The 22,623-nt window shown below is 51.3% G+C and carries 24 protein-coding genes; 2 read left to right on the forward strand and 22 right to left on the reverse strand.

The window, feature by feature from the left end; translation table 11 throughout:
• Positions 1-64: 64 nt before the first annotated feature.
• From ACI1P2_RS22780 to rpsF, 22 genes are all read right to left on the reverse strand, one after another.
• A complete protein-coding gene (locus ACI1P2_RS22780; protein ID WP_355322967.1) occupies positions 65-1,351 on the reverse strand; it encodes an adenylosuccinate synthase in 1,287 nt (428 codons plus the stop codon).
• Between the two features lie 4 nt (positions 1,352-1,355).
• Positions 1,356-1,562 carry a hypothetical protein gene (locus tag ACI1P2_RS22785; RefSeq protein WP_408976308.1) on the reverse strand — a complete coding sequence of 69 codons (207 nt, stop codon included), beginning with the start codon at positions 1,560-1,562 and terminating at the stop codon, positions 1,356-1,358.
• A gap of 116 nt (positions 1,563-1,678) precedes the next feature.
• Entirely contained in the window at positions 1,679-1,903 is a 225-nt protein-coding gene (locus ACI1P2_RS22790; protein WP_355322971.1) for a sulfurtransferase TusA family protein, read from the reverse strand.
• Positions 1,904-1,960: 57 nt separating this feature from the next.
• On the reverse strand, positions 1,961-3,022 hold the full coding sequence (locus ACI1P2_RS22795) for a YeeE/YedE family protein (protein ID WP_355323024.1): 1,062 nt from the start codon (positions 3,020-3,022) through the stop codon (positions 1,961-1,963).
• Positions 3,023-3,293: 271 nt separating this feature from the next.
• Positions 3,294-4,652, reverse strand: a complete 1,359-nt coding sequence (gene dnaB, locus ACI1P2_RS22800; RefSeq protein WP_355322973.1) for a replicative DNA helicase — start codon at positions 4,650-4,652, stop codon at positions 3,294-3,296.
• Between the two features lies 1 nt (position 4,653).
• Positions 4,654-5,097 carry a 50S ribosomal protein L9 gene (gene rplI / locus ACI1P2_RS22805; RefSeq protein WP_355322975.1) on the reverse strand — a complete coding sequence of 148 codons (444 nt, stop codon included), beginning with the start codon at positions 5,095-5,097 and terminating at the stop codon, positions 4,654-4,656.
• Entirely contained in the window at positions 5,094-7,088 is a 1,995-nt protein-coding gene (locus tag ACI1P2_RS22810; RefSeq protein WP_355322977.1) for a DHH family phosphoesterase, read from the reverse strand. The genes rplI and ACI1P2_RS22810 overlap by 4 nt, the downstream gene beginning before the upstream one ends.
• 11 nt (positions 7,089-7,099) lie before the next feature.
• A complete protein-coding gene (locus ACI1P2_RS22815; protein WP_355322979.1) occupies positions 7,100-8,014 on the reverse strand; it encodes a DUF2232 domain-containing protein in 915 nt (304 codons plus the stop codon).
• A 6-nt stretch (positions 8,015-8,020) separates the two neighbouring features.
• Complete coding sequence (locus ACI1P2_RS22820; RefSeq protein WP_355322981.1) at positions 8,021-8,323, reverse strand: MazG-like family protein; 303 nt, start codon at positions 8,321-8,323, stop codon at positions 8,021-8,023.
• Positions 8,324-8,428: 105 nt separating this feature from the next.
• Positions 8,429-8,857: a CBS domain-containing protein gene (locus tag ACI1P2_RS22825; RefSeq protein ID WP_355322983.1), complete on the reverse strand. Its 429-nt coding sequence runs from the start codon at positions 8,855-8,857 to the stop codon at positions 8,429-8,431.
• A gap of 119 nt (positions 8,858-8,976) precedes the next feature.
• Positions 8,977-10,032, reverse strand: coding sequence for an LCP family protein (locus tag ACI1P2_RS22830; protein WP_355322985.1), 1,056 nt, complete (start codon positions 10,030-10,032; stop codon positions 8,977-8,979).
• Between the two features lie 543 nt (positions 10,033-10,575).
• On the reverse strand, positions 10,576-11,526 hold the full coding sequence (locus ACI1P2_RS22835; RefSeq protein ID WP_355322987.1) for a D-alanyl-D-alanine carboxypeptidase family protein: 951 nt from the start codon (positions 11,524-11,526) through the stop codon (positions 10,576-10,578).
• Between the two features lie 78 nt (positions 11,527-11,604).
• A complete protein-coding gene (locus ACI1P2_RS22840; RefSeq protein WP_355322989.1) occupies positions 11,605-12,597 on the reverse strand; it encodes an ABC transporter ATP-binding protein in 993 nt (330 codons plus the stop codon).
• Positions 12,594-13,610 (reverse strand): ABC transporter ATP-binding protein, encoded by a 1,017-nt coding sequence (locus tag ACI1P2_RS22845; protein WP_355322991.1) that lies wholly within the window; start codon positions 13,608-13,610, stop codon positions 12,594-12,596. The genes ACI1P2_RS22840 and ACI1P2_RS22845 overlap by 4 nt, the downstream gene beginning before the upstream one ends.
• A gap of 60 nt (positions 13,611-13,670) precedes the next feature.
• Entirely contained in the window at positions 13,671-14,636 is a 966-nt protein-coding gene (locus ACI1P2_RS22850; RefSeq protein WP_355322993.1) for an ABC transporter ATP-binding protein, read from the reverse strand.
• A complete protein-coding gene (locus ACI1P2_RS22855) occupies positions 14,633-15,616 on the reverse strand; it encodes an ABC transporter ATP-binding protein (protein ID WP_355322995.1) in 984 nt (327 codons plus the stop codon). The genes ACI1P2_RS22850 and ACI1P2_RS22855 overlap by 4 nt, the downstream gene beginning before the upstream one ends.
• Before the next feature lie 42 nt (positions 15,617-15,658).
• A complete protein-coding gene (opp4C, locus tag ACI1P2_RS22860; protein ID WP_355322997.1) occupies positions 15,659-16,579 on the reverse strand; it encodes an oligopeptide ABC transporter permease in 921 nt (306 codons plus the stop codon).
• A gap of 56 nt (positions 16,580-16,635) precedes the next feature.
• Positions 16,636-17,601: an ABC transporter permease gene (locus tag ACI1P2_RS22865; RefSeq protein WP_355322999.1), complete on the reverse strand. Its 966-nt coding sequence runs from the start codon at positions 17,599-17,601 to the stop codon at positions 16,636-16,638.
• Between the two features lie 255 nt (positions 17,602-17,856).
• A complete protein-coding gene (locus ACI1P2_RS22870) occupies positions 17,857-19,605 on the reverse strand; it encodes an ABC transporter substrate-binding protein (protein ID WP_355323002.1) in 1,749 nt (582 codons plus the stop codon).
• A 673-nt stretch (positions 19,606-20,278) separates the two neighbouring features.
• A complete protein-coding gene (gene rpsR / locus ACI1P2_RS22875; RefSeq protein ID WP_355323004.1) occupies positions 20,279-20,548 on the reverse strand; it encodes a 30S ribosomal protein S18 in 270 nt (89 codons plus the stop codon).
• A gap of 20 nt (positions 20,549-20,568) precedes the next feature.
• Positions 20,569-21,048 (reverse strand): single-stranded DNA-binding protein, encoded by a 480-nt coding sequence (ssb, locus tag ACI1P2_RS22880; RefSeq protein WP_355323006.1) that lies wholly within the window; start codon positions 21,046-21,048, stop codon positions 20,569-20,571.
• Positions 21,049-21,096: 48 nt separating this feature from the next.
• The gene (gene rpsF / locus ACI1P2_RS22885; RefSeq protein ID WP_355323008.1) at positions 21,097-21,381 is read right to left on the reverse strand and encodes a 30S ribosomal protein S6; all 285 of its coding nucleotides are present in this window, start codon (positions 21,379-21,381) and stop codon (positions 21,097-21,099) included.
• Between the two features lie 195 nt (positions 21,382-21,576).
• On the opposite strand from rpsF, the gene ACI1P2_RS22890 reads away from it, so the two are divergent.
• A complete protein-coding gene (locus tag ACI1P2_RS22890; RefSeq protein WP_355323010.1) occupies positions 21,577-21,771 on the forward strand; it encodes a YjzC family protein in 195 nt (64 codons plus the stop codon).
• Between the two features lie 349 nt (positions 21,772-22,120).
• On the forward strand, positions 22,121-22,438 hold the full coding sequence (locus ACI1P2_RS22895) for a hypothetical protein (protein WP_355323012.1): 318 nt from the start codon (positions 22,121-22,123) through the stop codon (positions 22,436-22,438).
• The last annotated feature ends 185 nt before the right edge of the window (positions 22,439-22,623 follow it).

Raw genomic sequence — 22,623 nt, forward strand, 5'->3', positions numbered from 1 at the left:
ATAATAAAGCGTGCCGGCTGCATTCTGTAAATAAGCAGCTGACACGCTGAATAATATGAATCTATTATACGTAAATCGGAAGCACCTGATTCGTCTGCTCACGGTTGCGGCCTACGGAGAAGATAGCAATCGGAATGCCTGTAAGCTCGGATACACGCTTCACGTAATTGCGCGTATTCTCCGGCAGTTTATCGAGCGTCTTCACGTTGCTGATGTCCTCGCTCCAGCCTGGCAGCTCTTCATACACAGCTTCGCACTCTGCCAGCATCTTCAGGCTGGCCGGATAGTGTGTAATGATCTCCCCACGATATTTGTAGCCTGTGCAGATTTTGACCGTCTCCAGGCCTGTCAGTACGTCCAACGAGTTTAGGGACAACCCTGTAATGCCGCTCACCCGGCGGGCATGGCGGACTACGACGCTGTCGAACCAGCCGACACGGCGCGGACGCCCGGTGACTGTTCCGTACTCATGGCCTTTTTCACGGATAAAATCACCGATCTCATTGTTCAGCTCAGTCGGGAACGGTCCGTCGCCTACACGTGTCGTGTAGGACTTCGCCACACCAATGACCTCCTTGATCTTGGACGGGCCGACGCCCGATCCGATGCATACACCGCCTGCCGACGGATTGGAGGATGTTACGAACGGATAGGTGCCCTGGTCGATATCGAGCATAACCCCTTGCGCACCCTCAAACAGCACCTTCCGGTTCGCATCAATCGCATCATTAAGCACCACCGAGGTATCTGTAACGTATGGACGAATGAATTCGGCATATTCCAGATATTGCTTCAGAATTTCTTCCACATCCAGTGGCTCGGCGCCGTATACCTGCGTGATGATCTGATTCTTTTCCTTCATCAAATGGCGCAGCTTCTGCTCGAACTCCTCCGCATCCAGCAGATCGGAAATCCGGATGCCGTTGCGTGCCGCTTTATCCATGTAGGCAGGACCGATGCCCTTGCGGGTCGTTCCGATCTTGTTAGGTCCCTTGCGGTCTTCCTCCAGCGCATCCAGTGTCATGTGATAAGGCATGATGACATGCGCGCGGTCGCTGATGACCAGATTTTTGGTGGAAAATCCATTATCGTGAATGTATTTAATCTCTTCAATTAATGCTGCAGGGTTAATAACCATACCGTTGCCAATAACACAAGTTTTATCCGCATAAAATACACCGGATGGGATCAGGCTGAGCTTATATTTTTTACCTTCGATCAGAATGGTATGTCCGGCATTATTGCCCCCTTGGTATCGGGCTACTACATCGGCGCTCTCTGCCAGAAAGTCCGTGATCTTGCCCTTTCCTTCGTCTCCCCATTGTGTTCCCACAACGACTACAGTTGACATAGTTTCATTCCTCCGTGGAGTGCCCCAGACACTCTGATTTTGGACTGCTTCCCCACCCGGACGGCACCTTGCGCCGGTGCAGCGGACTGGATTTGGACAACAGGAAAAACGTCCGGCAGCTGTTCCAGAACCGCGGAACATCCCGGGCGTGCATGATCCTGCTGCTTTCGAGCAGCAATTTAAGTGTAACAGTCTCCATTTTTAAAGTCAAATAAAAAACGAACAATATACAACTTGAAAATTAAATTGTTCGTAAATCAGGCTATTTTCACCAGAAAAAAACCGTCATCCCGCATTACACGGGACAACGGCTTATGAGGCTGCAGGTTATTTCTTCTGAACCGTGATGGTCCATTGCGCTTCATCAAGCTGCTCGTAGTTGGTCACTTCGTGTCCAGCCTCCGCCGCCCAGCGCGGGATGCTCTCCGTCGCCTGCGTGCAGTCAAAGTCGATGACCAGCTCATCGCCGCTGTTCAGCTGTTCCATTGCATTTTTTGCTTCAATCAGCGGGAACGGACATACCATGCCAAGAACTTCCAGTTTCTGTTTCATATATGATTCTCCTCTCGCCTGTTGATGTATATTATCGATTCTATCTGATTTCCGGAATTATGCCGTTGTAGGCTGGGTGGCTGCCTTCTGTGCAGCTTTCTTGACGTTCGGACGGACAAAAACGAAGTAAGAAGCCGTCCACGTACCGAGGATCATAAAGACCAGTGAAATCCAGCCCTGCCATGTCATCATGGCCGTCATAACCAGCCCGTTGCCGATGGAGCAGCCGCCGGCCAGGCTGGCGCCGAAGCCCATCAGCAGCCCACCGCACAGGCTTGTTACAGCCGTTCTGGCATCCGGCGCCCGAAAGCGGAATTCGCGGCTCGCTTTGGCAGCAATAAAAGATCCAAGGAAAATACCGAGTACCAGAAATACTCCCCAGTTGATGATCGACGCATCGCCTGTCACCAGGTACTGCATAATGTTCGCTGATGGTGTCGTAATGCCCAGACCGCTCATTCGACCGGTTGCTTCACTGAGCGGCCACGCCAGAATGGCAATCAAGCCGACCAGCACCGCTGTTACAAACGGATGCCAGCGTTTCTCGAACAGGATATGGCTAAGGCCTTTCCGTTTGGGGCGCATAGCGGGAATTTTCACCTTCGGCTTCCGCAGCTCACGGACCACAACCCCTACGGTGATAATAGCCAAGAGCGCGATTAGAATCCAGACGGATATGCCAAGCGTACCCGCCATGGAGTTGGACGCCGTTCCTGCATCACGCAATCCAGCGTTCAGCGGCTTCAGCGGACCGCTCTTCATGATGGCCGCCATCAGCATGTAGCCGAATAACGCGATCCAGCTTCCAAGCAATCCTTCTCCTGCACGGTACCAGGTACCGGTCGCACAGCCGCCGGCCAGAATAATTCCGATGCCGAAGACAAAGGAACCCACTATCGTGGCGACAATCGGGAAGGAGCCGGCTTCAAACTGCAGGATCCCTGCCTGCAGAAGCGCATAAACCCCGATGCTTTGCACCGCAATGGCAATCAGCAAGGCATAGAACATCCGGTTGTCCTTCGCGATATACATGTCTCTGAAGCCGCCTGTCAGGCAGAAACGCCCCCGCTGCATCACAAACCCCAGCAGCGCGCCGCATAGAAGACCGGTTATAAGCATGTTAATTGTCATTGCTAACCTCCAAAATATATAAATTCAGTTGAATAAGCTATATGCAACTAAAAACATCGGAATTAATTGTTTGCAACGTGTATTGTAACAACCCAGGCCTGGATCGTCAAGCCATTCAGAAAACAAAAAAAATTACCTGTAACAGCAGATGAGGCTTTCCAGTGAGCGTTATCAAAACAAAAAAGGCACCCTGCAGCCATTATAAAAATGGCTCTAGGATGCCCTTCTGCATACATGTGCATCTGACACGGCAGGCAAGTTAACCTGCAAACGCATCGGCATGCGCACGCTCGTAGTTGGCGAATTTATTATAATTTTTAAGAAATACGAGTTCCACCGTACCAACCGGACCATTACGCTGTTTGGCAATAATGATCTCGATAATATTCTTCTTCTCGGTCTCCTGGTTGTAATAATCATCCCGGTACAGGAAGGCCACGATATCGGCATCCTGCTCGATCGAGCCCGATTCCCGCAGGTCACTCATCATCGGACGCTTGTCCTGCCGCTGCTCCACACCCCGGCTGAGCTGGGACAGGGCAATGACCGGCACTTCCAGCTCACGCGCGATCTGCTTCAGCGTACGGGAAATTTCCGAAACCTCCTGCTGGCGGTTCTCACCGGCTTTGCCGCGCCCATGAATGAGCTGCAGGTAGTCGATGACGATCATGCCCAGGCCCTTCTCTGTTTTCAGACGGCGGCATTTGGCGCGGATATCCGCGACCGTTACCCCCGGCGTATCGTCAATATAGATCTCGGCTTCCGCCAAGGCCGCAATGCCCATCGTCAGCTTGGCCCAATCCTCATCCCCTTTGAACTCCCCGGTCCGCATGACGTTCGCGTCCAGGTTCGCCTCCGCGCAAATCATACGCTGCACGAGCTGGGCCGCCGACATCTCCAGACTGAAGATGGCCACGGTCTCCTTGGCGCGAACGGCGACGTTCTGCGCGATATTCAAGGCGAAAGCCGTCTTGCCGACGGAAGGGCGTGCGGCTACGATGATCAAGTCACTGCGCTGAAACCCTGCGGTCATTTTGTCGAGATCCACGAAACCCGAAGGTATACCTGTCGTGGTGCCCTTGTTCTGATGCAGCTTTTCCACCTTATCGAATACTTCCATAACGACATCGCGTATGGCTATAAAACCGCTGCCTGAACGGCTGTTGGAGATTTCCAGGATACGCCGCTCGGCGTCGCTGAGCATGCCCGGCACGTCTTCTCCGCCCGCATACCCTTCACTTACAATCTGAGTAGCTGCCCGGATCAGCCGGCGCAGCATGGCTTTCTCCTCGATAATCTGGGCGTAATAGTCGACATTAGCGGCTGTCGGCACACCGTGGGCCAGCTTGGAAAGGTAGCTTACGCCCCCGATATCCTCCAGTTGACTCTTGTCCTGCAGCTTGGAGGTCAAGGTGACCAAGTCGATCGGCTGGCCGGCTTCACCCAGTTCAATCATTGCTTCAAAAATCAGCTGGTGGGATTTGTCGTAAAAATCATCGGTCTGAACCCGCTCCATCGCCGTAATCAGCGCTTCGGCCTGCAGCAGGATCGAACCTATTACCGCTTGCTCGGCCTCCAGATTCTGCGGGGGAATCCGATCATAAAATTCGCCGCCCATATTACTCTTCAGTCACCTGAACCTTAAGGGTCGCCTTCACTTCCGGATGAAGCTTGACCATCATTTGGGTCACGCCGAGCGTCCGGATCGGCTCCTCCAGTTCGATTTTGCGCTTATCCAGCTTTACGCCGTCAGATGCCAGCGCATCCGCAATTTGCTTGGAGGTAATGGCGCCGAACAAGCGGCCGCCTTCGCCGGCTTTGGCTTTCAGCTGCACGGTCAATGCCTCCAGCTTTTTGCCGAGCTCCTGAGCTTCCGCCTTCTCCTCCTGCTTGCGTCTTTCTTCCGCCGCATTTTGGTTCTCCAGCACCTTCATGTTGCCATCGGTTGCCGGACGCGCCAGATTGCGCGGCAGCAGGAAATTCGTTGCATAACCATCCGATACTTCCTTAACCTGTCCTTTTTTGCCTTGACCCTTTACGTCTTTCAGAAAAATAACCTTCATTCGAACAACCCCTCTTCCCCTTCTATTTCAGCCAGGACTTCGATCAGCCTGCGTTCCGCTTCCTCCAGCGTACAATCCAGCTGAACAGCCGCGTTTGTCAGGTGGCCTCCGCCTCCCAGCCTTTCCATAACTACCTGTACATTCATGCGTCCGAGTGAACGGGCACTGATGCCCACCAGTCCATCCGGACGTTCGCTGACAACGAAGGACGCGAGCACGTCCGTCATATTAAGCAGCGTATCCGCCACCTGGGCAATAAGCAGCTGCGGGATTTTTTGACCGGGCTCGGTTACCGCCAGCGCAATGCGCCCATACAACATTTTAGCATGCTTGATGATTTCTGCCTTAGCAATATATTCATCCAGATCTTCCTTAAGCAGACGCTGAATCATCACCGTATCCGCACCGCTTCTTCTGAGGAAGCCCGCCGCCTCAAAGGTCCGCGATCCCGTATGCAGGGAGAAATGCTTCGTATCCACAGTAATACCGGACAGCAGCGCCGTTGCTTCCAGCGGCGTGAACTGCACCTTGTCATGAATATACTGCAGCAGCTCGGTAACCAGCTCGCACGCTGAGGAGGCGTAAGGCTCCAGATAGATCAATACCGCGTCGTTTATAAATTCTTCCCCACGGCGGTGGTGGTCGACTACAACCACACGGCTTGCCTGCTTGACAAGCCGCGGCTCCATGGTCATCGACGCCTTGTGCGTATCCACCACCACCAGCAGGCTGTGCTCGGTCATCATCTGCATCGCCTGTTCCGGCGAGACGAATGAGTTGGCCAGCACCTCCTCTTTGTTCACCTGATCCATCAGGCGGGTGATTGACGGATTCGGCTTATCCAGCACGATATGGGTCTCCACATTGAACAGCGATGCCGCCTTCCACACGCCAATAGCGGCGCCGATGGCGTCCATGTCGGGGTTTTTATGCCCCAAAATGATCACCCTGTCGCTTTCCTGCATCAGATCACGCAGAGCATGGGCGATCACCCGCGCTCTTACCCTCGTCCGCTTCTCGACGGCGTTGGATTTGCCGCCGTAGAAGGACAGCCGCTGTCCCGCTTTCACGGCCGCCTGATCACCTCCGCGTCCAAGCGCCATATCCAGGCTGGATTGCGCCAGCTCGCCCAGCTCGCTGATCGTATCCGCTCCGAAGGCAAGGCCGATGCTCAGTGTCATTGGCACCTTCAGATCGGCCGTCATTTCACGCACGGTATCCAAAATTACAAAGCGGCTCTGCTCCAGCTCGGCCAGCGACTTGTAGCTGAGCATCATGAGATAGCGCTCCGAGGAGAGCCGGCGCAAATAAACGCCATACTGCTTTGCCCAGGATGTAATCTCGCTGGAGACTTTGGCAACCAGCGCCGTCCGCTGCTGGTCATCCATGCTTTGGGATGCCTCATCGAGATTATCAAGGAGTACGATCCCGATGGCGAGACGCTCGTTCTCGTATCTATCTCTCAACACAACCAGCTCTGTGATTTCATAGAGGTAGATAAGCCGCTCATCCGGGATGATGAGGAAGCGGTAAAACCTGCTGTCATGCTGCAGTTCAACCTGATGCTCCTTCACGGCTTCCTTGTTGTCCTTGTCCTTCTTGGCCTGCAGAACTCCGGCCAGCTGTGGAAAAAGCTCCTGCAGCGGTTCCCCGATCAGAGACTGCTCCACGAACAGGTCAGCGGCAAACTTGTTCGTCCACTCCACCGAACGGTCCTCGCTGTAGAGAATGATCCCGAACGGCAGCGTGCTGATCACTTCCCCTTCGACCCTTTTCACACGGAAAGAAAGGCCGGTAATGTACTCCGACAGATCGTTTCTGAACCGCATTTCGGACCGCAGCAGCACGCCCCCCATGACAAAAGACAGCAGCAGGCCGATCACGCCAAGCTCCCAGTTGTACCACGTTAGCGCAATGACCAGCAGCAACAGCAGCAGAAACGCCCATACGGTATGATAGCCGTGCCAGCGTTGCTGAAGAAATTTAGGCATGACTCTTCACCCTACCTCTTCGATCTTGTAATGGCTTCACGCAGTGGAAAGGCTAAGTCGATAATGCCGATGATGCGCAGCGGATGAATAAGCAGCACGATCCCTGCGAACACGAAGGAAAGCACCGGATTCCATTTGCGGGCATGCACGAGAAAAAAGAAGAATCCGATCGTCTGGATCAGAAAGCAAATATTGATCAGCGGAATGAGATTGGCGGCAATCGTTGTCGCCCAGCCGCCATCCGATCCGTAGGCAATCCATTCTATGATGACCGCCAGCAGATAATACCATATTAACGCACGCGGCAGCCTCCATTCGCGGGCAGGCTTCATTTTTGGTACCGCCATGCCCATGGAGCTCAGGATCGGTCTTGTCAATGCATGCGTGATGACAGCCATCGTGAACGAGGTGACAATAAGGGCATACGGGATCATAAGCACCGTAACATCGGCGATATTCTTCGTTGCCGCATCATCCCACGTCATTTGGGTAAGCGGGTTGTTATTGGCCATATCCTGCAGCGGCGCCACCATTTCCGTTACGATTTGCCGGATATACTGGGACAGGTCGAACTGGAAAAATACAGTGCCCACCAGCAGCAGCAGCAAAAATTCGGCGATAATGACACCTGTGCCGGTCATGAGGGTATGAAAAGCGGGTACGCCTTTCTTATACGCTCTGCCCATGATTATGGCCGGTATCAGAAAATATGCCATCGGAATCAGAAACAGCGGACTGATTATGGCCAGAATCAGCGCCACCGGTATGACACACATTACAAACTTCCTGAACGGCTGGGACGCGAACAGCACGGCACCGGGCACGATCAGGAAAAATGGTGTAAGGACCCTCAATGGAGTGAGCAAAGATAACAGCAGCAGCAGATAGATGATGCTCCATACCACCGCAGCCACGCTTGATTTCAAATGTGTTCACCTCTTACGCATATGTTCTTCGAGTGCGGAAATATCCTGATACCAGTCTTCAAGCTGGTGGCCCTCCTGTCTGTGCTTTCTCAGTTTGTCGAGCAGCTGCTGATCCAGATCGCTGTAAGAAACACCCAGCCGTCTGCCCAGAATGTAAGCGCTCATGATCAGACTTGCCAGACTGTCCCCAATACGGGAGGTGCTCCCTTCCCACATGGCTCGGAACAAGCGCGACACCTGATCGAGTACTTCCGTCTTCAGCCATTCTATAACCTTTGCGCGTTTGGCTACATCCAGTTCTTTAGACATATAGTGAAGAGCACATCCTTCTGAAAGAGCTTTATTCTTCATTATAGCATAACCAAAGTTCATTACGAAGGCACCCCCGGAGTCTTCTCTTCAGCAGCATTACTATTATCCGCCCGAATTCAAGGATTCCCTTGAGACGAATTTTTCACAATACTCGATGATTTGACTGCGCCTTACGATGCCTATAAACCGCTCCATATCATCCACGACAGGAACGAAGTTCTGCACTTTCGCAAGATTGATCAGATCCTCCATATTCGCTTCAATGGAAACAGGCTTGATATTCACGCGCAGCGGCACGTCTTTGAGCAGAAATTTTGAAGCGTTCTCAAAAGTGATCTGGCCCTTGGAATTCTTCATATGCCAGAGCAGATCCCCTTCCGTTACCGTTCCAATATATCTTCCATCTTTATCCAAAATCGGAACAGCCGTAAAGCGGTGATACTCCATCCGCTCCAAGGTTTGCCTCAGCGTAGAATCAGATGTAACGTAGGCTACCTCCTGTTTGGGCAGCAGAAAAAATGCAATATTCATAAGAGCTTAATATCCTCCTTCGGATTTCCGGACCCACGCCCATTGTTCCACGAGGAACAAAATCAGCAGACGGCGAACCGGCTGCTGATCAATGGACTTCTATCACGCTCTTTTTCGTTTCACTCAATTTCCTGGCGGTCCGGCAGCTTTAACGTCGCAGACGTTGTATTGGGGTCCATCCAGTTTTCAATGAGCGATTTGGCGTACTCCAGGTCTTTCTCATCTGCTTTGTCGTAATAAGTGCCATCAATCTTTAACCCTTCTCCCATAATGGTGAAACTGGAGATTTGGGGTTTGGTCTGGGTCAGCACCTGCTTGCCCAGGTCCACGATAAAGCTCGGCTGCATGTCTGTCTGGAAATTTTGCCCCATTATATCCAGCAGTTCTGGTATCTTGGTGACTCCGTTGAACGTCAGCACCTTATTAACCAATGAGTTCAGGAAAATCTGCTGGCGTTTCGTCCGGTTAAAATCGCTGTCCTCCCGGTAACGGACATAATACATCGCTTCTTCTCCATTATATACGGGCTTGCCGCCTTCAATCTTGAACTGCACATGATTCGGATTTTTGTTCTCCATATCCTCTTCAATAGGCAGAGACACGCCTCCGACAGCATTTACAACATCCTGTATGCCCTGGAAATTGATTGTTGCATAATAATCAACTTTATGGTCCAGAAACTTCTCCACCGTATCGATGGACATCTCCTCGCCGCCATACGCATAGGCATGGGTAATTTTGTCATAGTCATCCACACCGTCACGGTTTGCATCCCTGCCAACGACCTGTACGTACGTGTCACGGGGAACCGAAATGAGGAGCACCCGTGATTCCTTCGGCCTGACCGCCGCAAACATGATCGTGTCCGAACGCCCTCTGGTCTTCTCGTACGGACGCTTGTCAGAGCCCAGCAGCAGAACGGAAAACGGCTTATCCTGATACGAAACCGGCTCCGGAGCGGGCAAATTGCTGCCGCCACCACGCGGCTGGTAAGACTGCTGAAGCTTGCTCTCCAGTGTCGGGGAAACGAACAAGTCAAAGGCAAGCGCCGTCAGCGGTTTTCGGAACAAATACGCCCCGCCCGCCAGCAGGATAAGAACAAGGAGACCGATCAGCCAGCCGTTTCCCCTCTTCTTCCTCCTCTTTCTTCTCTTATCCGCAGATCTTTTCTCCATATTATGATTCCTTCTTCACTAATAAAATAGAACTGCTCTTACGATCCACCCTATCAATTAGCAAACCCGATTATTCTATGCTGCTTGCTTCTCTTCTCTAGTTAAAGTGCGTGTTCAAAAAGTCAGGTTTTCAGCACCGAGAAGGTTGGATGAAGCTAGGGACTGAGGAGCGGAGCGTACGTTTTGTGTACGTGAGCACCGGAAGGCCCGGCTGAATTCAAGATTCGATGTCGATTCCGCTTCATGACTTCCTTCGTGATCAAAAGATGACTTTTTGAACTACCTCTTAAACGCCATTCATGGAAAATGAAGCGCATGGAGCTCCTGTTACCAGCATAAGTTTTTATGCAGCCTCCTGTCAAAAATGTAGGTCTTTTGACGGGATTGAACCCTCCCTATTGTAATCTCGTTCACGAAAAAAAGGAATGACCTTTTCTTTGATATATTCCAATATATATGCACAATAACGCAATATTCACGTTGACCCATACAAAAAATCGTACAAAAAAGGTTTTGCCCCGGGGCAAAACCTCATTGTAATTTTCATAACTCGGATGAATCAGGAGTCAAATAAGTCCAGCTCAAGAGACGATCCTTCAGTGACGGTTCGGAGTCAAAACCGTAATCAAATAATTTGCGTGTCTCATCAAACCGCTCCTCCCGGCTTGAAGCACCCATGACGACAGCGATCAGCCGTTTTCCTTTTTTCTCCGCCGTGCCGGTAAAGCAGTATCCCGCATCAGCCGTATATCCTGTCTTTAATCCGTCTGTACCCGAATAAGAATAGGGCCCGTCCAATGAAGAGAGCATCCAGTTCGTGTTGCTGAGATACAAACCTTTACCTTTCAACTCCATTTGGGTGAGCCTGGATGTGCTCAGTATTTCGGGATGAGTGGAAATCAGATAGGAAGCCAGCTTTGCCGTGTCTGAAGCTGTCATCCGGGTATCACCCTGGATATTTGCCGGGTGATTCAAGCCAAGCTCCTGCCGTCCCGCTCCGGAAGCATTGGCAAAGTATGTACCAGTGGAGAGCCCAATCTCCTTCGCCTTCTCATTCATGCGCTGCACAAAAGCAGCTTCCGAGCCGGATAAATGCTCGGCAAGCGCCACAGCCGCGTCATTCGCGGAGTAGATCACCATGCTCTGGAACAGCTCGCTGACAGTCATCAATTCCCCATGGCGCAGCGACAGATTCACGCCGCCTACCGTGCTCGCATAACGGCTGATGGTGATTTCATCGCTCCAATTCACCTTTCCCGCAGCGACATCCTCCAGCACCAGCAGCTCTGTCATAAGCTTGGCCATACTTGCGGAAGGAAGAGGCTTTTCGCCGTTCACATCCATCAGCATTTTGCCTGTCCGCAAATCCAGGAGAACGGCCGCTTCCGCGCGTACATCCGGCTTGCCGATCAACACGATCGGATAGGCCGCCAAAAATATAATTACAATTAACGCCGGGATAAGCACCCAGCGGAACCACCGTTTTTTCATCATCGTCCAACCCCCATATATATTAGACGATGGAAAGGGTCATTTTGTCTGCAATTTCTAAAAAAAATTCAAAAAATTTTTTTAATTCATTTCTGCGGCGATCCCGAGCGGAAAATGACAAGCCACCTGCCGTCCGGGAAGTGCTTCTGTCAGTGCTGGTTCGTGAAGGCGGCATGTCTCCTGCGCCAGCGGGCAGCGGGTATGGAAGCGACAGCCGGACGGCGGGTCAGCCGGAGACGGCACATCGCCCGTCAGCATGATACGGTCCCGCTTCATCTTCGGATCGGGCCGTGGGATGGACGACATCAGGGCAGCCGTATAAGGGTGAAGAGGCTGGGCGAACAGCTCTTCCGTAGTCGATACTTCTACCAGCTTGCCCAGATACATGACGCCAACACGGTCTGAAATATGACGGACGACATTCAGTCCATGGGCAATGAACAGGAAGGTCAGGCCCAGCTCCCGCTGCAGCTTCATCATCAGATTAAGCACCTGGGATTGTACGGACACGTCCAGCGCCGATACCGCTTCGTCAGCCACGATAAATTTCGGGTTCAAGGCAATCGCGCGGGCAATGCCGACCCGCTGGCGCTGGCCTCCGGAAAACTCATGCGGGTACCTGTTGCGCCGTGAGGCGTCCAGACCAACAAGCTCCATCAGTTCAACGACCCGCTCATCGATCTCCCTGGCCGACATGCGGCGGTGCACCAGCAGCGGTTCGCCGATAATTTCCCGCACCGTAAAACGGGGATTCAGCGAGGCAAAAGGGTCCTGAAACACAATCTGCATTTCCTCCCGCAGCGCCCGCAGCTTGCTCTCCGGCAGCTTATGGATATCCGTCCCCTGGAAGCGGACTTCCCCCTCCGTAGCTTCCAGCAAACGCAGGATGACACGGCCAAGAGTCGATTTGCCGCAGCCCGATTCCCCTACCAGACCGAAGGTTTCACCCTTGCGAATGGCCAGGGATACATCGTCCACTGCTTTCACATGGCCGGTCACCCGATTGAACAGCCCGCTTTGTATCGGGTAGTATTTTTTCAAATGATCCACTTCAATTAAAAATTCGGTACTCATACAAGTTCACTCCGTTTCTCCAGTTCACTGTCCTGCTCCTGGCCGTCAAACAACCAGCATACTGCCCTCTGATCCTTTCCGATCTGGAAGGAAGGTGGTTCCTTCTCCCTGCAAATGTCCATCGCATGCGGACAACGGGGATGGAACCGGCAGCCGGACGGGAGCTGGCCAAGCGAAGGGATGCTTCCCTGAATGGTGAACAGTTCATTTCCACGTTCCCCTTCCAGACCGGGAATGGACTTCAGCAGCCCCAATGTATACGGATGGCCGGGATTTTCAAAAATTTCCTCCACCGAACCTTCTTCCACGATAGCTCCGGCATACATGACGGCAATCCGGTCCGCCATTTCCGCCGCAACACCCATGTCATGCGTAATCAGCAAAATGGACATGCCGATTTCCTCCTGCAACTTGCGGAGCAGATCGAGAATCTGGGCTTGTACCGTTACATCCAGCGCAGTTGTTGGCTCATCGGCAATCAGCAGCTCCGGACGGCAGGCCAGGGCAATCGCAATGACGACCCGCTGGCACATGCCGCCGGACAGCTCATGCGGATACTGCTTGGCCCGGACTTCAGGCGCAGGAATGCCAACCATGCGCAGCAGATCGACAGCCTCCTTCCAGGCCTGCTTCTCGCTCTTCTTTTGGTGCAGCTTAAGGCTTTCCGCGATTTGCTCCCCTACGGTAAACACCGGATTCAGCGAAGACATCGGGTCCTGAAAAATCATAGCAATCCGGTTGCCGCGAATATGCCTCATTTCCTCCTGGCTTTTCTCGGCCAAATTCTCGCCATGAAACAGAATGCTCCCCTCCAGCAGCTTGCCGCCAGCATAATCAATCAGCCGCATGATGGAATGGGAGGTGACGCTTTTTCCGCTCCCGGATTCCCCGACAAGGCAGAGAGTCTTCCCCTTCTCCAAGGTCAGGGTAACCCTGTCCGTCGCTTTGATCCACCCTTTCTCTGCTTTAAATCCAGTTGTTAGTTGATTAATCTCAAGTATTTTTTCTGTCACCTTGCGATGATCCCCCTTCATTGGACTTACCGATAAAATGAGCTATAGTACGAGTACCTCTTATACGAAATGGCATGCTACAAAATGTTCTCCTCCCACATCCCTGTAGGTCGGCGCCTCTTGTCTGCATTGATTCCCCGCGAGCGGGCAGCGGGTATGAAATTTGCAGCCTGAAGGCGGATTAGCCGGACTAGGGATGTCTCCCTGCAGTACGATCCGCTGCCGCCGCACCGTCGGGTCCGGAATAGGCACGGCCGACAGCAGCGCCTTGGTATACGGATGCAGCGGGTTGCTGAAAAGCTCCTCCTTTGCGGCCATTTCCACCATGGAGCCGAGATACATGACGCCAATGCGTGTGCACAGATGCTCCACCACACTGAGATCATGGGAAATAAACAGATAAGTCAGCTGCCGTTCCTGCTGCAGATCGCTAAGCAAATTGATGATTTGCGCTTGTATGGACACGTCCAGCGCCGATACCGGCTCATCCGCCACAATGAAGTCCGGATTCATGATCAGGGCGCGGGCGATGCCGATCCGCTGCCGCTGCCCGCCCGAAAATTCGTGCGGGAACCGGTCATAATGATAGGCTGACAGCCCGCAGATGCGCAGCGTCTCATACACCCGCTCATGCAGCTCGCCGCGTTTAATCAGCCCATGGTCGAGCAGAGCCTCCCCGATGGCTTCGCCTACCTTGATCCTGGGATTCAGCGAGCTGAAGGGGTCCTGGAATACGATCTGCATCTTCGGACGCAGCCGGCGGATTTTCTCCTTGGGCAAAGCATGAATGTCTTCGCCCTGGTAGAGCACCTCGCCATCGGTTTTGTCCGTCAGCCTCAGAATGGTGCGCCCAATGGTGCTCTTGCCGCAGCCTGATTCGCCGACTAAGCCGAAAGATTCTCCTTTATGGATGCGAAACGACACATCGTCAACCGCCTTGACATCCCCTACCCTGCGCTGCAGGATGCCGCCGGTGATCGGATAGTATTTCTTGAGCCGGTTTACCTCGACCAGCGCTTCGCTCATGACGGTCTCCCCCCTTCCTCCTCGTACAGCCAGCAGGCCACCTTGTGGCCCTGCCCGTCGGCACGAAGCGGCGGAGCTTTCTCCTTGCATATTTGCATGCAAAATTCACAGCGTTCGTGAAAATGGCAGTTATTTTCAAGATCAAGCGGGTTGGGCACCTGGCCCGGTATCGAATAAAGCCTCTCCTGTCTTTGATTGATCACGGGTTTGGCTTTCAGCAGTCCCTGTGTATACGGGTGCTTCGGATTCTTGAACAGATCGAACACCGAAGCTTCCTCAATGACATTTCCGGCATACATCACCACCACATAATCGGCCATCTCAGCCACAACCCCCAGGTCATGCGTAATCAGCATAATCGAGGTCTTCATCTTGTCCTTCAGGTCACGCATCAAATCCAGAATCTGCGCTTGAATGGTCACATCCAGCGCCGTGGTCGGCTCATCCGCGATCAGCAGCTTTGGGTTGCAGCTCAGGGCAATCGCAATCATGATGCGCTGCCGCATGCCGCCGCTCAGCTCATGCGGATAGGATTTGAAAATCATTTCCGGCCGGGAAATCCCCACCAGGTTGATCAGTTCAATTGCGCGTTCCTTCGCTTCCCTGTTGCTCATCAGCGTATGCATCAACAGCGGCTCCATAATCTGCTCTCCGATCGTCAATACGGGATTCAGCGAAGACATGGGCTCCTGAAAAATAATGGAGATCTCATTGCCGCGGATTCTCTGCATCTGCTTCATATTCAGTGACAGTAGATTTTGTCCCTCGAACCAGATTTCCCCCGCGGAGCTATGCGGAGAGTCGATCAGACGCATCATCGTCATGGCCGTAACACTCTTGCCGCAACCGGATTCACCCACGACACACAGCGTCTCGCCTTCCCTGATTTTAAAGCTGACATCATTGACGGCTTTGACGATTCCGCTCGTGGTATGAAAATGGGTTTTCAAATGACGAAACTCAACCAGTGCATTCTCCATAAACGTCGTCTCCTTCTTGGGAATAACCTCAGCCGCAGTTTATCATTTCATTTTGGGATCCAGCGCGTCACGCAGCCCGTCGCCGATCAGATTGATCGCTACGACAGTAATCAATATACACATGCCTGGCGGAACCCATAGCCATGGACGTTTACGGAAATCGATCAGGTTGTCGGCAGCCGAAATCATATTGCCCCATGAAGGGGTAGGTGGAACGACGCCAATGCCGAGGAAGCTCAGCGCCGATTCGGTAATAATTGCCCCCGCGACGCCAAGTGTAGCCGTGACGATAATCGTCGGAATCGTATTGGGCAGGAGATGACGGAAAATTTTGCGGCGATCCCGAAGACCCAGCGCTTCAGTGGCCTGCATGAATTCCTGTTCACGAAGGGTCAGAATCTGCCCGCGTACGAGCCTTGAGAGCGTAGTCCAGCTCAATCCCCCGATAATCAGCATCAGAAAATAAATCCGGTCAGCCGGGTTAACCTTTAGATCTGACAATACCGCCCCCAGAATAATAAGCAGCGGCAGCTGTGGAAGCGACATAAATATATCGGCGATACGCATGATCAATGTATCCACGCTTCTCCGGTAAAAGCCGGCGAGTGCCCCCAGCGTCGCTCCAATCACTACAGCTATCGTAGTTGCGACCAGTCCCACGGTCAACGAAATCTGGCCTGCCAGCATCGTCCGCAGCAGAATGTCCCTGCCTAGCTTATCTGTGCCAAGCCAATGGGCGGCGCTCGGCGCTTCGTTCTTGTTGGCCAGGCTGTAATCATTCACGTTATATGGCGAAAGCCGGGGGCCGATAAAGCTGACCAACACCATGATGATAAGGATCACCAGCCCCATGAGAGCCAGCCGGTTGCGTATGAAGCGCCGCATCGCCATTCTCCATGGAGACTCTTCACGACGCACGGGAGTCTTCCGATTCATTTCAACGGACACCATTTCACTGGACAACCGAATCCCTCCTATCGTCAAAGATAAGCTTGAAGCCATCTATTCCGCCCGAAGCTTTACTTTAAGCGGATGCGCGGATCCGCCACCCCGTACAGAACATCCGACAGCAGGTTGCCGAGAAGCGTCAGAATGGCCAGAAAAATGGTGAAGCCCAGCATAAACGGATAATCCCGCATCGTGATCGATTCCAGATAGACCTGCCCGACACCCGGCCAGACGAATACCTTCTCCAGAATAATGGCCCCTCCGAACAGAGCCGGCAGCTCGAAGCCCAGCAGCGTAATGGCCGGAATGAGCGCGTTGCGCAAAGCATGCTTGAAAATGACGGTCCGTTCCTTCAAGCCTTTGGCCCGTGCGGTCCGGATATAATCCTGACGGATCACCTCAAGCATGCTGGTGCGGAAATAGCGGGTCAAACTGCCCGTGCTGAGCATCGTTAATATGAGAACGGGCAAAAACATATGCTCCGCCACATCCAGCATATAAGCCCAACTGCCTGCGTGGCTTTGTCCTGCCGTGGTCATTCCTCCAACCGGGAAAAGGCCAAGATCGAGCGCAAAAATTTTGATCAGCAAGAGACCTATGAAAAAGGACGGCAAAGACATGCATAAGAAAATAAAAAGCGTCACAAGCTTATCAAACAGCGAGTATTGAAATTTGGCGGAAAACACACCTGCAAATACGGCAATAATCCAGCTGAAAATAAGGCTGAAAAAGGCGATGATCACAGAGTTCCATACATAATTGTTGATCACTTGGGTGACTGGCTGCTTGTGCTGCAGTGATTCTCCCATATTGCCCTGCAGCATATTGCCCGCCCATATGAAATACCGCTTGTATTCCGGTTGATCCAGGCCGTAAATATGCCGGAGCTGGGCCTCCTTCTCGGCCGTCATATTCGGATTGCCCCTGCCAGTAATGTAATCTCCCGGCACCATCGCGGAGATCGCGAACACGACGATGGAGATGCCGATCAGGGTAGGGATCATCTGCAGCAATCTCCGTATGATATACTGCTTCATGGCAAGATACCTCCCGGCTGATAAGTGATATGCCCAGCCCGGTGAGAGCTGAGCATATAAGTACGTGTTCAAAAAGTCAGGTTTTCAGCACCGAGAAGATTGGATGAAGCAAGGGACTGAGGAGCGGAGCGTACTTGGAGTACGTGAGCACCGGAAGGCCCGGCTGAATTCGAGATTCGATGTCGAGTCCGCTTCCTGACTTCCTTCGTGATCAAAAGCTGACTTTTTGAACTACCTCTATATGGGTATTTCCGGCTATTGGGCAATTTGCACACTATATAAGCTGTATTCAAAGTCTTTGAAAGGAGAAATATCAAAACCCGACAGACGCCCGTTGATCGGCCACATATCCCGGCGCTGGTAAAGGAAGATGACCGGCAAATCCTTGTTCAGCTCCTGATAAAGCTGTTTATACAGATCTTTACGCTTTTCCTGATCCAGTTCCTTCTTGGCTGCCAGTGTCAGCTCATCCACCTTGGCGTTGGAATAACCGATATCATTCTGCGCACCATCCGTAATATAGACAGTCGAATCCGGATCTGGCTCCAAACTCCAGGCCGCAAAGAACATGTCGAAGTTGCCCGTATCCTTTTTATCCATAATGGCGTTAAAATCCAGTGTTTCAGAGGCCAGATCGATGCCCAGCTCCTTGTAATTGTTCGTCATGATCGGCAGCAGCGCATCGATCACCGGGTTGTCGGCAGTGGCGGAGAAATTAATCTTGAACTTCTCGCCGTCTTTTTCGCGGATTCCATCCGCGCCAGCCTTCCATCCGGCTTCATCCAACAGCTGTTTGGCCTTCTCCATATCGAACGGATAAGTTTCAATCCCTTCATCCGTGTACGACCAGGAAGCTGTGGATTGCGGAATGTTCAGCACGTTGGCGTAAGGTCCATACACCCCCTGCACAATTTCATCGCGGTTCAAGCCAATCGTCAGTGCCTGGCGGACCAGCGGGTCCTGGAATTTCTTCTCTTTGTGGTTAAAGGCAATATATCCATAACCGTTGGTCGGCAGAATATGCACATTTAAAAATCCGAGTGAAGTGAGCTCTTCCACGTTATCCTCGGTAACAGTAATGTTATCCGTATCCGTTTCACCCGTTTGCAGCATGGTTAAGCTGGTGCCTTCCGTAGTAGTCTTGAAAATTACAGTTTTCACCTTTGGTGCGCCTTTAAAGTAGTTCGGGTTAGCTTCCAGGACGACCTCCTGGCCTGGTGAGAAGCTTTTCAGCACATATTGCCCGGAACCGATCGGTTTGCTGTGCAACGCCTTGATGCCGTCCAATTTGCCTTTGGTGTAATTCTTGCCGTAATAGCTTTCAGGCATTAACGGCAGGTCCCCGAGAAAGTCCTTCGTATACGCCGTTGCTTCCGTCACTGTAATCTCAATGGTATTGTCATCAATCACTTTTACACCCGATATATCCTTGGCGTCTCCCTCAAAATACTCCTGGCCGCCTGCGATGTTAAAAGACGGCGCATCCATCTCTCCGTCGTACGCCGGATCGTGCAATACCTTCAACACAAAAGCGTAATCTTTTACTGTCACAGGTGTACCGTCGCTGTAAGTTACCCCTGGCTTAAGGTGGAAGGTGTATTTGAGTCCATCATCGGAAACATCCACACTTTCCGCAAGATTTTCTGTATATGTACCGTCTTTCTGTACTTGCAGGAATGAATCGAAAACTACCCTTCCTACATAATCATCATATACGGTTTGACGAAAAAGAGGGTTAAATACCCCTTTGGGTGCCGTCATACCTACAACGACCGTATCTGTACGCTGTTTCGCCAAATCCGGATTCAGCGATATATCTGTTGCTTCAATGACCCCTTCACTTACAGGCTCTGCAGTTTCATTTGTTTTTGTGTCCTCTGCCGCAGGTTTAGCAGGATCAGTAGTCTGGGCCTCTCCCCCGCCCCCCAATGCGCAGGCTGTCAGCATCGAGCCGATCAGAGCAATCATCAAGACCATATAAAGCCATTTTCTCATGTTTGGCATGCGGTAATTTCCCCCTTCTGTAAGCATGGACGACTTACACGGTAATTTGGGCCCGCGAGCGAAGTGAAGCTGCAGGCAAAGAAGGTGAAGCACATTCTTTGGACTTGACCACAACAGATGAAAAAACGCCCCCTCGACAGCAGCGGGGAATGACAAACAAAAGCTAATCTCATATGAATTATTGCTGATTGTTGCAGGATCAAGCTGGATACTGTATCGCTCCACCCCCTCTACTCTTGTTGTAAGGAACTGTTGACCTATAAACCGTTGGTCAATTCGAACGAGCAACACACCTTATCCGTTAATTATGATACATCTTACAGTGTCAATTTACTTTACGTCAATATATTTTTGAAGGGTAAAGTCAATTTTATTTATAAAAAAAATGGAATGTTAAGGCACAATCCAGGTCCGTAAAAGTATATAAATAACATATATATTACATGTATTGTTAAATGAATCGATCTTTTATACACTTAGATGTCGAAATATGGGATGAATTTGACTAGAAGTTGTAGTGGAATTCTGCGAAGTTCGTGCTGTATGAATGAAAAATTCGGTTAGGATTGGATTAGTAATAACTTACAATGCCATGTAACTTCTGTCAAGCATGTTTATACAGCAAAAAAGCGCCCTCTCAAAGAGGACGCCCTAGTGCTTAACCGATATGCTATTACTCCGTAGTGTAAGGAAGCAGAGCGATTTGACGGGAACGTTTGACTGCGATAGTCAGCATACGCTGGTATTTCGCGCTTGTTCCAGTCACACGGCGAGGCAGGATTTTACCACGCTCGCTGATGAATTTTTTCAGCAGATCCGTATCTTTATAGTCAATGTGAGTGATTTTGTTCACAGTGAAGTAGCATACTTTACGACGCTTGTTGCGACCGCGACGAGCTGGTCTTTTGTTGTCGTCTCCGCCTTCTCTTTGTCTGAAGCCCATTCTGTGTCAGTCCTTTCGTTTTAAAATGGCAAATCATCATCCGAAATATCAATCGGCTTACCGTCATCGGAAAAAGGATCTTGATTGTTACGCGTATGATTCCCGTTCCCACGTCCGCCGCCTCCATAGGAAGGCTCCTCACGCATAGCTCCGCCACCGCTGCTGTTGCCGCCGCCTTCGCGGTTCGACTCCAGGAAACGTACATTATCAGCAACCACTTCGGTAACGTAAACCCGCTTACCTTCGTTGTTCTCATAATTCCGTACCTGAATGCGTCCTTCAACAGCCGTCAGACGGCCTTTGCGAAGATAGTTGGCGCAGGTTTCCGCAAGCTGGCGCCAGGTCACGACCGGAATAAAATCCGCTTCCCGCTCCCCGCCTTGACTTGTAAACGGCCGGTCTACAGCCAGAGTAAACTGGGTTACTGCCACACCGGACGGTGTATAACGCAGTTCCGGATCTTTGGTTAACCGACCAATCAGAATGACACGGTTTAACAATCTAATCCCCTCCTTTGAACGTTGTGCAATTACATCACCAGACGCTTATTAAGCAACGTCGTTTGTAATGAGATAACGAATCACTTCGTCAGAAATTTTCATTTGACGCTCCAGCTCGGCAACTACAGCAGGTTCTGCTGTAAAGTTAACGAGAACGAAGGAACCATCACGAAACTTCTGGATCTCATACGCAAGACGGCGTTTAGTAACGTCATGTTTTGTAACCTCACCACCGCCGTTGGAGATGATGCCTTGGAACTTCTCGACTGCAGCCTGCAGGGCTTCCTGATCGATGTCAGGGCGAACAATGTACATCACTTCGTATTTGCGCATTTCATACACCTCCTTATGGACATAAGGCCCTCAATCTTGGTTGAGAGCAAGGAACGAGCCTAAACTCGCACCAAAACAGTATACCAGATGAGCATTACCATTGCAACTCCATAGCACATGTTATCCTCCGGTACGGGCAAAATACGTGTGGAGCTTTCAAATCCAAATTTCAAGCGATAAAAGGAGGTTTGCCACATGGGTGAAAAAACCGAATTTGAACCTGGGGACAAAGCACCAAACAATGGAGTATATATGGAGGTCGGAGAAGCCAGCTTCCATACGGAAATTACCAATCCGCAGCAGGTAAAGCTGCACAAGGGGGACCCATTCCCCGAAACGACAAATAAAGACCGCAAATGGAAAAAGAAAACGAAAGCGCGGGTGCATTAATTCTTAATGTATAATGAGCTGCCTCCCTGCTCATAATATCATCAGGCGGTGCAGCAGAGAGGTGTGGTTCCGTTGGACGACGTAGCCGGACAAGACTGTTGGAGGATCGGCTCCAGACATTAGAAGCAGCAGAAAGTGCTTTTAGCACGGTATTGTCTGGCAATACACTGGGGTTTCAGGATGTTAGGGAAAGATCATAATCCATTTATGCACCGCCGGATGGAAGGAGGGCCTTTAAGGTCCTCCTTCTTGATGTTTATTACTTCCTATGGTAGAATTTAGATAACTTTACTTAGTTCGGATAGACTAAATTCTATGAACTATACATATTTGTGACGGGGGTTATCCAATGAGCATTTCCCGTGTTTTGAAGTGGATTTCCGGCATTCTGGAGCTTGGATTGGCTATCCCCATCATTGGCGGCTCTATTGTGATCTTTTCGGGTTACAGTGCGCTTGGATTTATGTTTGTGCTGCATCTGGTTACCGTTATATTATCTGTCCGTAATCAGGAGCCCGCTTATGGATCTTTATTTGGGATCGTTACTTCCCTGCTCGCCTGGATTCCGGTGATTGGCTGGCTGCTGCATCTTATTGCAGGCATTTTATGTATTATTACAGCAATCAAGAAGTCTCCGCGGTACAATTATCCACCCAATCAGTTCTAATCGTATTTTTACAGCTAATTTCAAAGGAGTGTCCCATAAGCACAATGATATGCTCCCCATATAGTAGACAGGTGAAAAAACAAAAGCCTGTTACTGTATGGGGAGTATTTTTATGGAGAAAAAGAAATTTACGGCATTTGAAAAATTAACGATCCTTCAAGAAATAAAGCAGGGATTGATCGGGA

This window comes from Paenibacillus jiangxiensis (assembly GCF_046098255.1).
GTDB classification, from domain to species: domain Bacteria; phylum Bacillota; class Bacilli; order Paenibacillales; family Paenibacillaceae; genus Paenibacillus; species Paenibacillus jiagnxiensis.

What these genes read in the sequence shown, in the direction of transcription:
- ACI1P2_RS22825 (WP_355322983.1), bottom strand. Translation starts at nt 8,857, where the DNA reads ATGAATATTGCATTTTTTCTGCTGCCCAAACAGGAGGTAGCCTACGTT.
- ACI1P2_RS22810 (WP_355322977.1), bottom strand. Translation starts at nt 7,088, where the DNA reads ATGCCTAAATTTCTTCAGCAACGCTGGCACGGCTATCATACCGTATGG.
- ACI1P2_RS22835 (WP_355322987.1), bottom strand. Translation starts at nt 11,526, where the DNA reads ATGATGAAAAAACGGTGGTTCCGCTGGGTGCTTATCCCGGCGTTAATT.
- ACI1P2_RS22830 (WP_355322985.1), bottom strand. Translation starts at nt 10,032, where the DNA reads ATGGAGAAAAGATCTGCGGATAAGAGAAGAAAGAGGAGGAAGAAGAGG.
- rpsR (WP_355323004.1), bottom strand. Translation starts at nt 20,548, where the DNA reads ATGGGCTTCAGACAAAGAGAAGGCGGAGACGACAACAAAAGACCAGCT.
- ACI1P2_RS22855 (WP_355322995.1), bottom strand. Translation starts at nt 15,616, where the DNA reads ATGGAGAATGCACTGGTTGAGTTTCGTCATTTGAAAACCCATTTTCAT.
- ACI1P2_RS22870 (WP_355323002.1), bottom strand. Translation starts at nt 19,605, where the DNA reads ATGCCAAACATGAGAAAATGGCTTTATATGGTCTTGATGATTGCTCTG.
- rpsF (WP_355323008.1), bottom strand. Translation starts at nt 21,381, where the DNA reads ATGCGCAAATACGAAGTGATGTACATTGTTCGCCCTGACATCGATCAG.
- ACI1P2_RS22895 (WP_355323012.1), top strand. Translation starts at nt 22,121, where the DNA reads ATGAGCATTTCCCGTGTTTTGAAGTGGATTTCCGGCATTCTGGAGCTT.
- ACI1P2_RS22865 (WP_355322999.1), bottom strand. Translation starts at nt 17,601, where the DNA reads ATGAAGCAGTATATCATACGGAGATTGCTGCAGATGATCCCTACCCTG.
- ACI1P2_RS22840 (WP_355322989.1), bottom strand. Translation starts at nt 12,597, where the DNA reads ATGAGTACCGAATTTTTAATTGAAGTGGATCATTTGAAAAAATACTAC.
- ACI1P2_RS22890 (WP_355323010.1), top strand. Translation starts at nt 21,577, where the DNA reads ATGGGTGAAAAAACCGAATTTGAACCTGGGGACAAAGCACCAAACAAT.
- ACI1P2_RS22820 (WP_355322981.1), bottom strand. Translation starts at nt 8,323, where the DNA reads ATGTCTAAAGAACTGGATGTAGCCAAACGCGCAAAGGTTATAGAATGG.
- dnaB (WP_355322973.1), bottom strand. Translation starts at nt 4,652, where the DNA reads ATGGGCGGCGAATTTTATGATCGGATTCCCCCGCAGAATCTGGAGGCC.
- rplI (WP_355322975.1), bottom strand. Translation starts at nt 5,097, where the DNA reads ATGAAGGTTATTTTTCTGAAAGACGTAAAGGGTCAAGGCAAAAAAGGA.
- ACI1P2_RS22850 (WP_355322993.1), bottom strand. Translation starts at nt 14,636, where the DNA reads ATGAGCGAAGCGCTGGTCGAGGTAAACCGGCTCAAGAAATACTATCCG.
- ACI1P2_RS22795 (WP_355323024.1), bottom strand. Translation starts at nt 3,022, where the DNA reads ATGCTTATAACCGGTCTTCTATGCGGCGCGCTGCTGGGGTTTGTGATG.
- ACI1P2_RS22780 (WP_355322967.1), bottom strand. Translation starts at nt 1,351, where the DNA reads ATGTCAACTGTAGTCGTTGTGGGAACACAATGGGGAGACGAAGGAAAG.
- ACI1P2_RS22790 (WP_355322971.1), bottom strand. Translation starts at nt 1,903, where the DNA reads ATGAAACAGAAACTGGAAGTTCTTGGCATGGTATGTCCGTTCCCGCTG.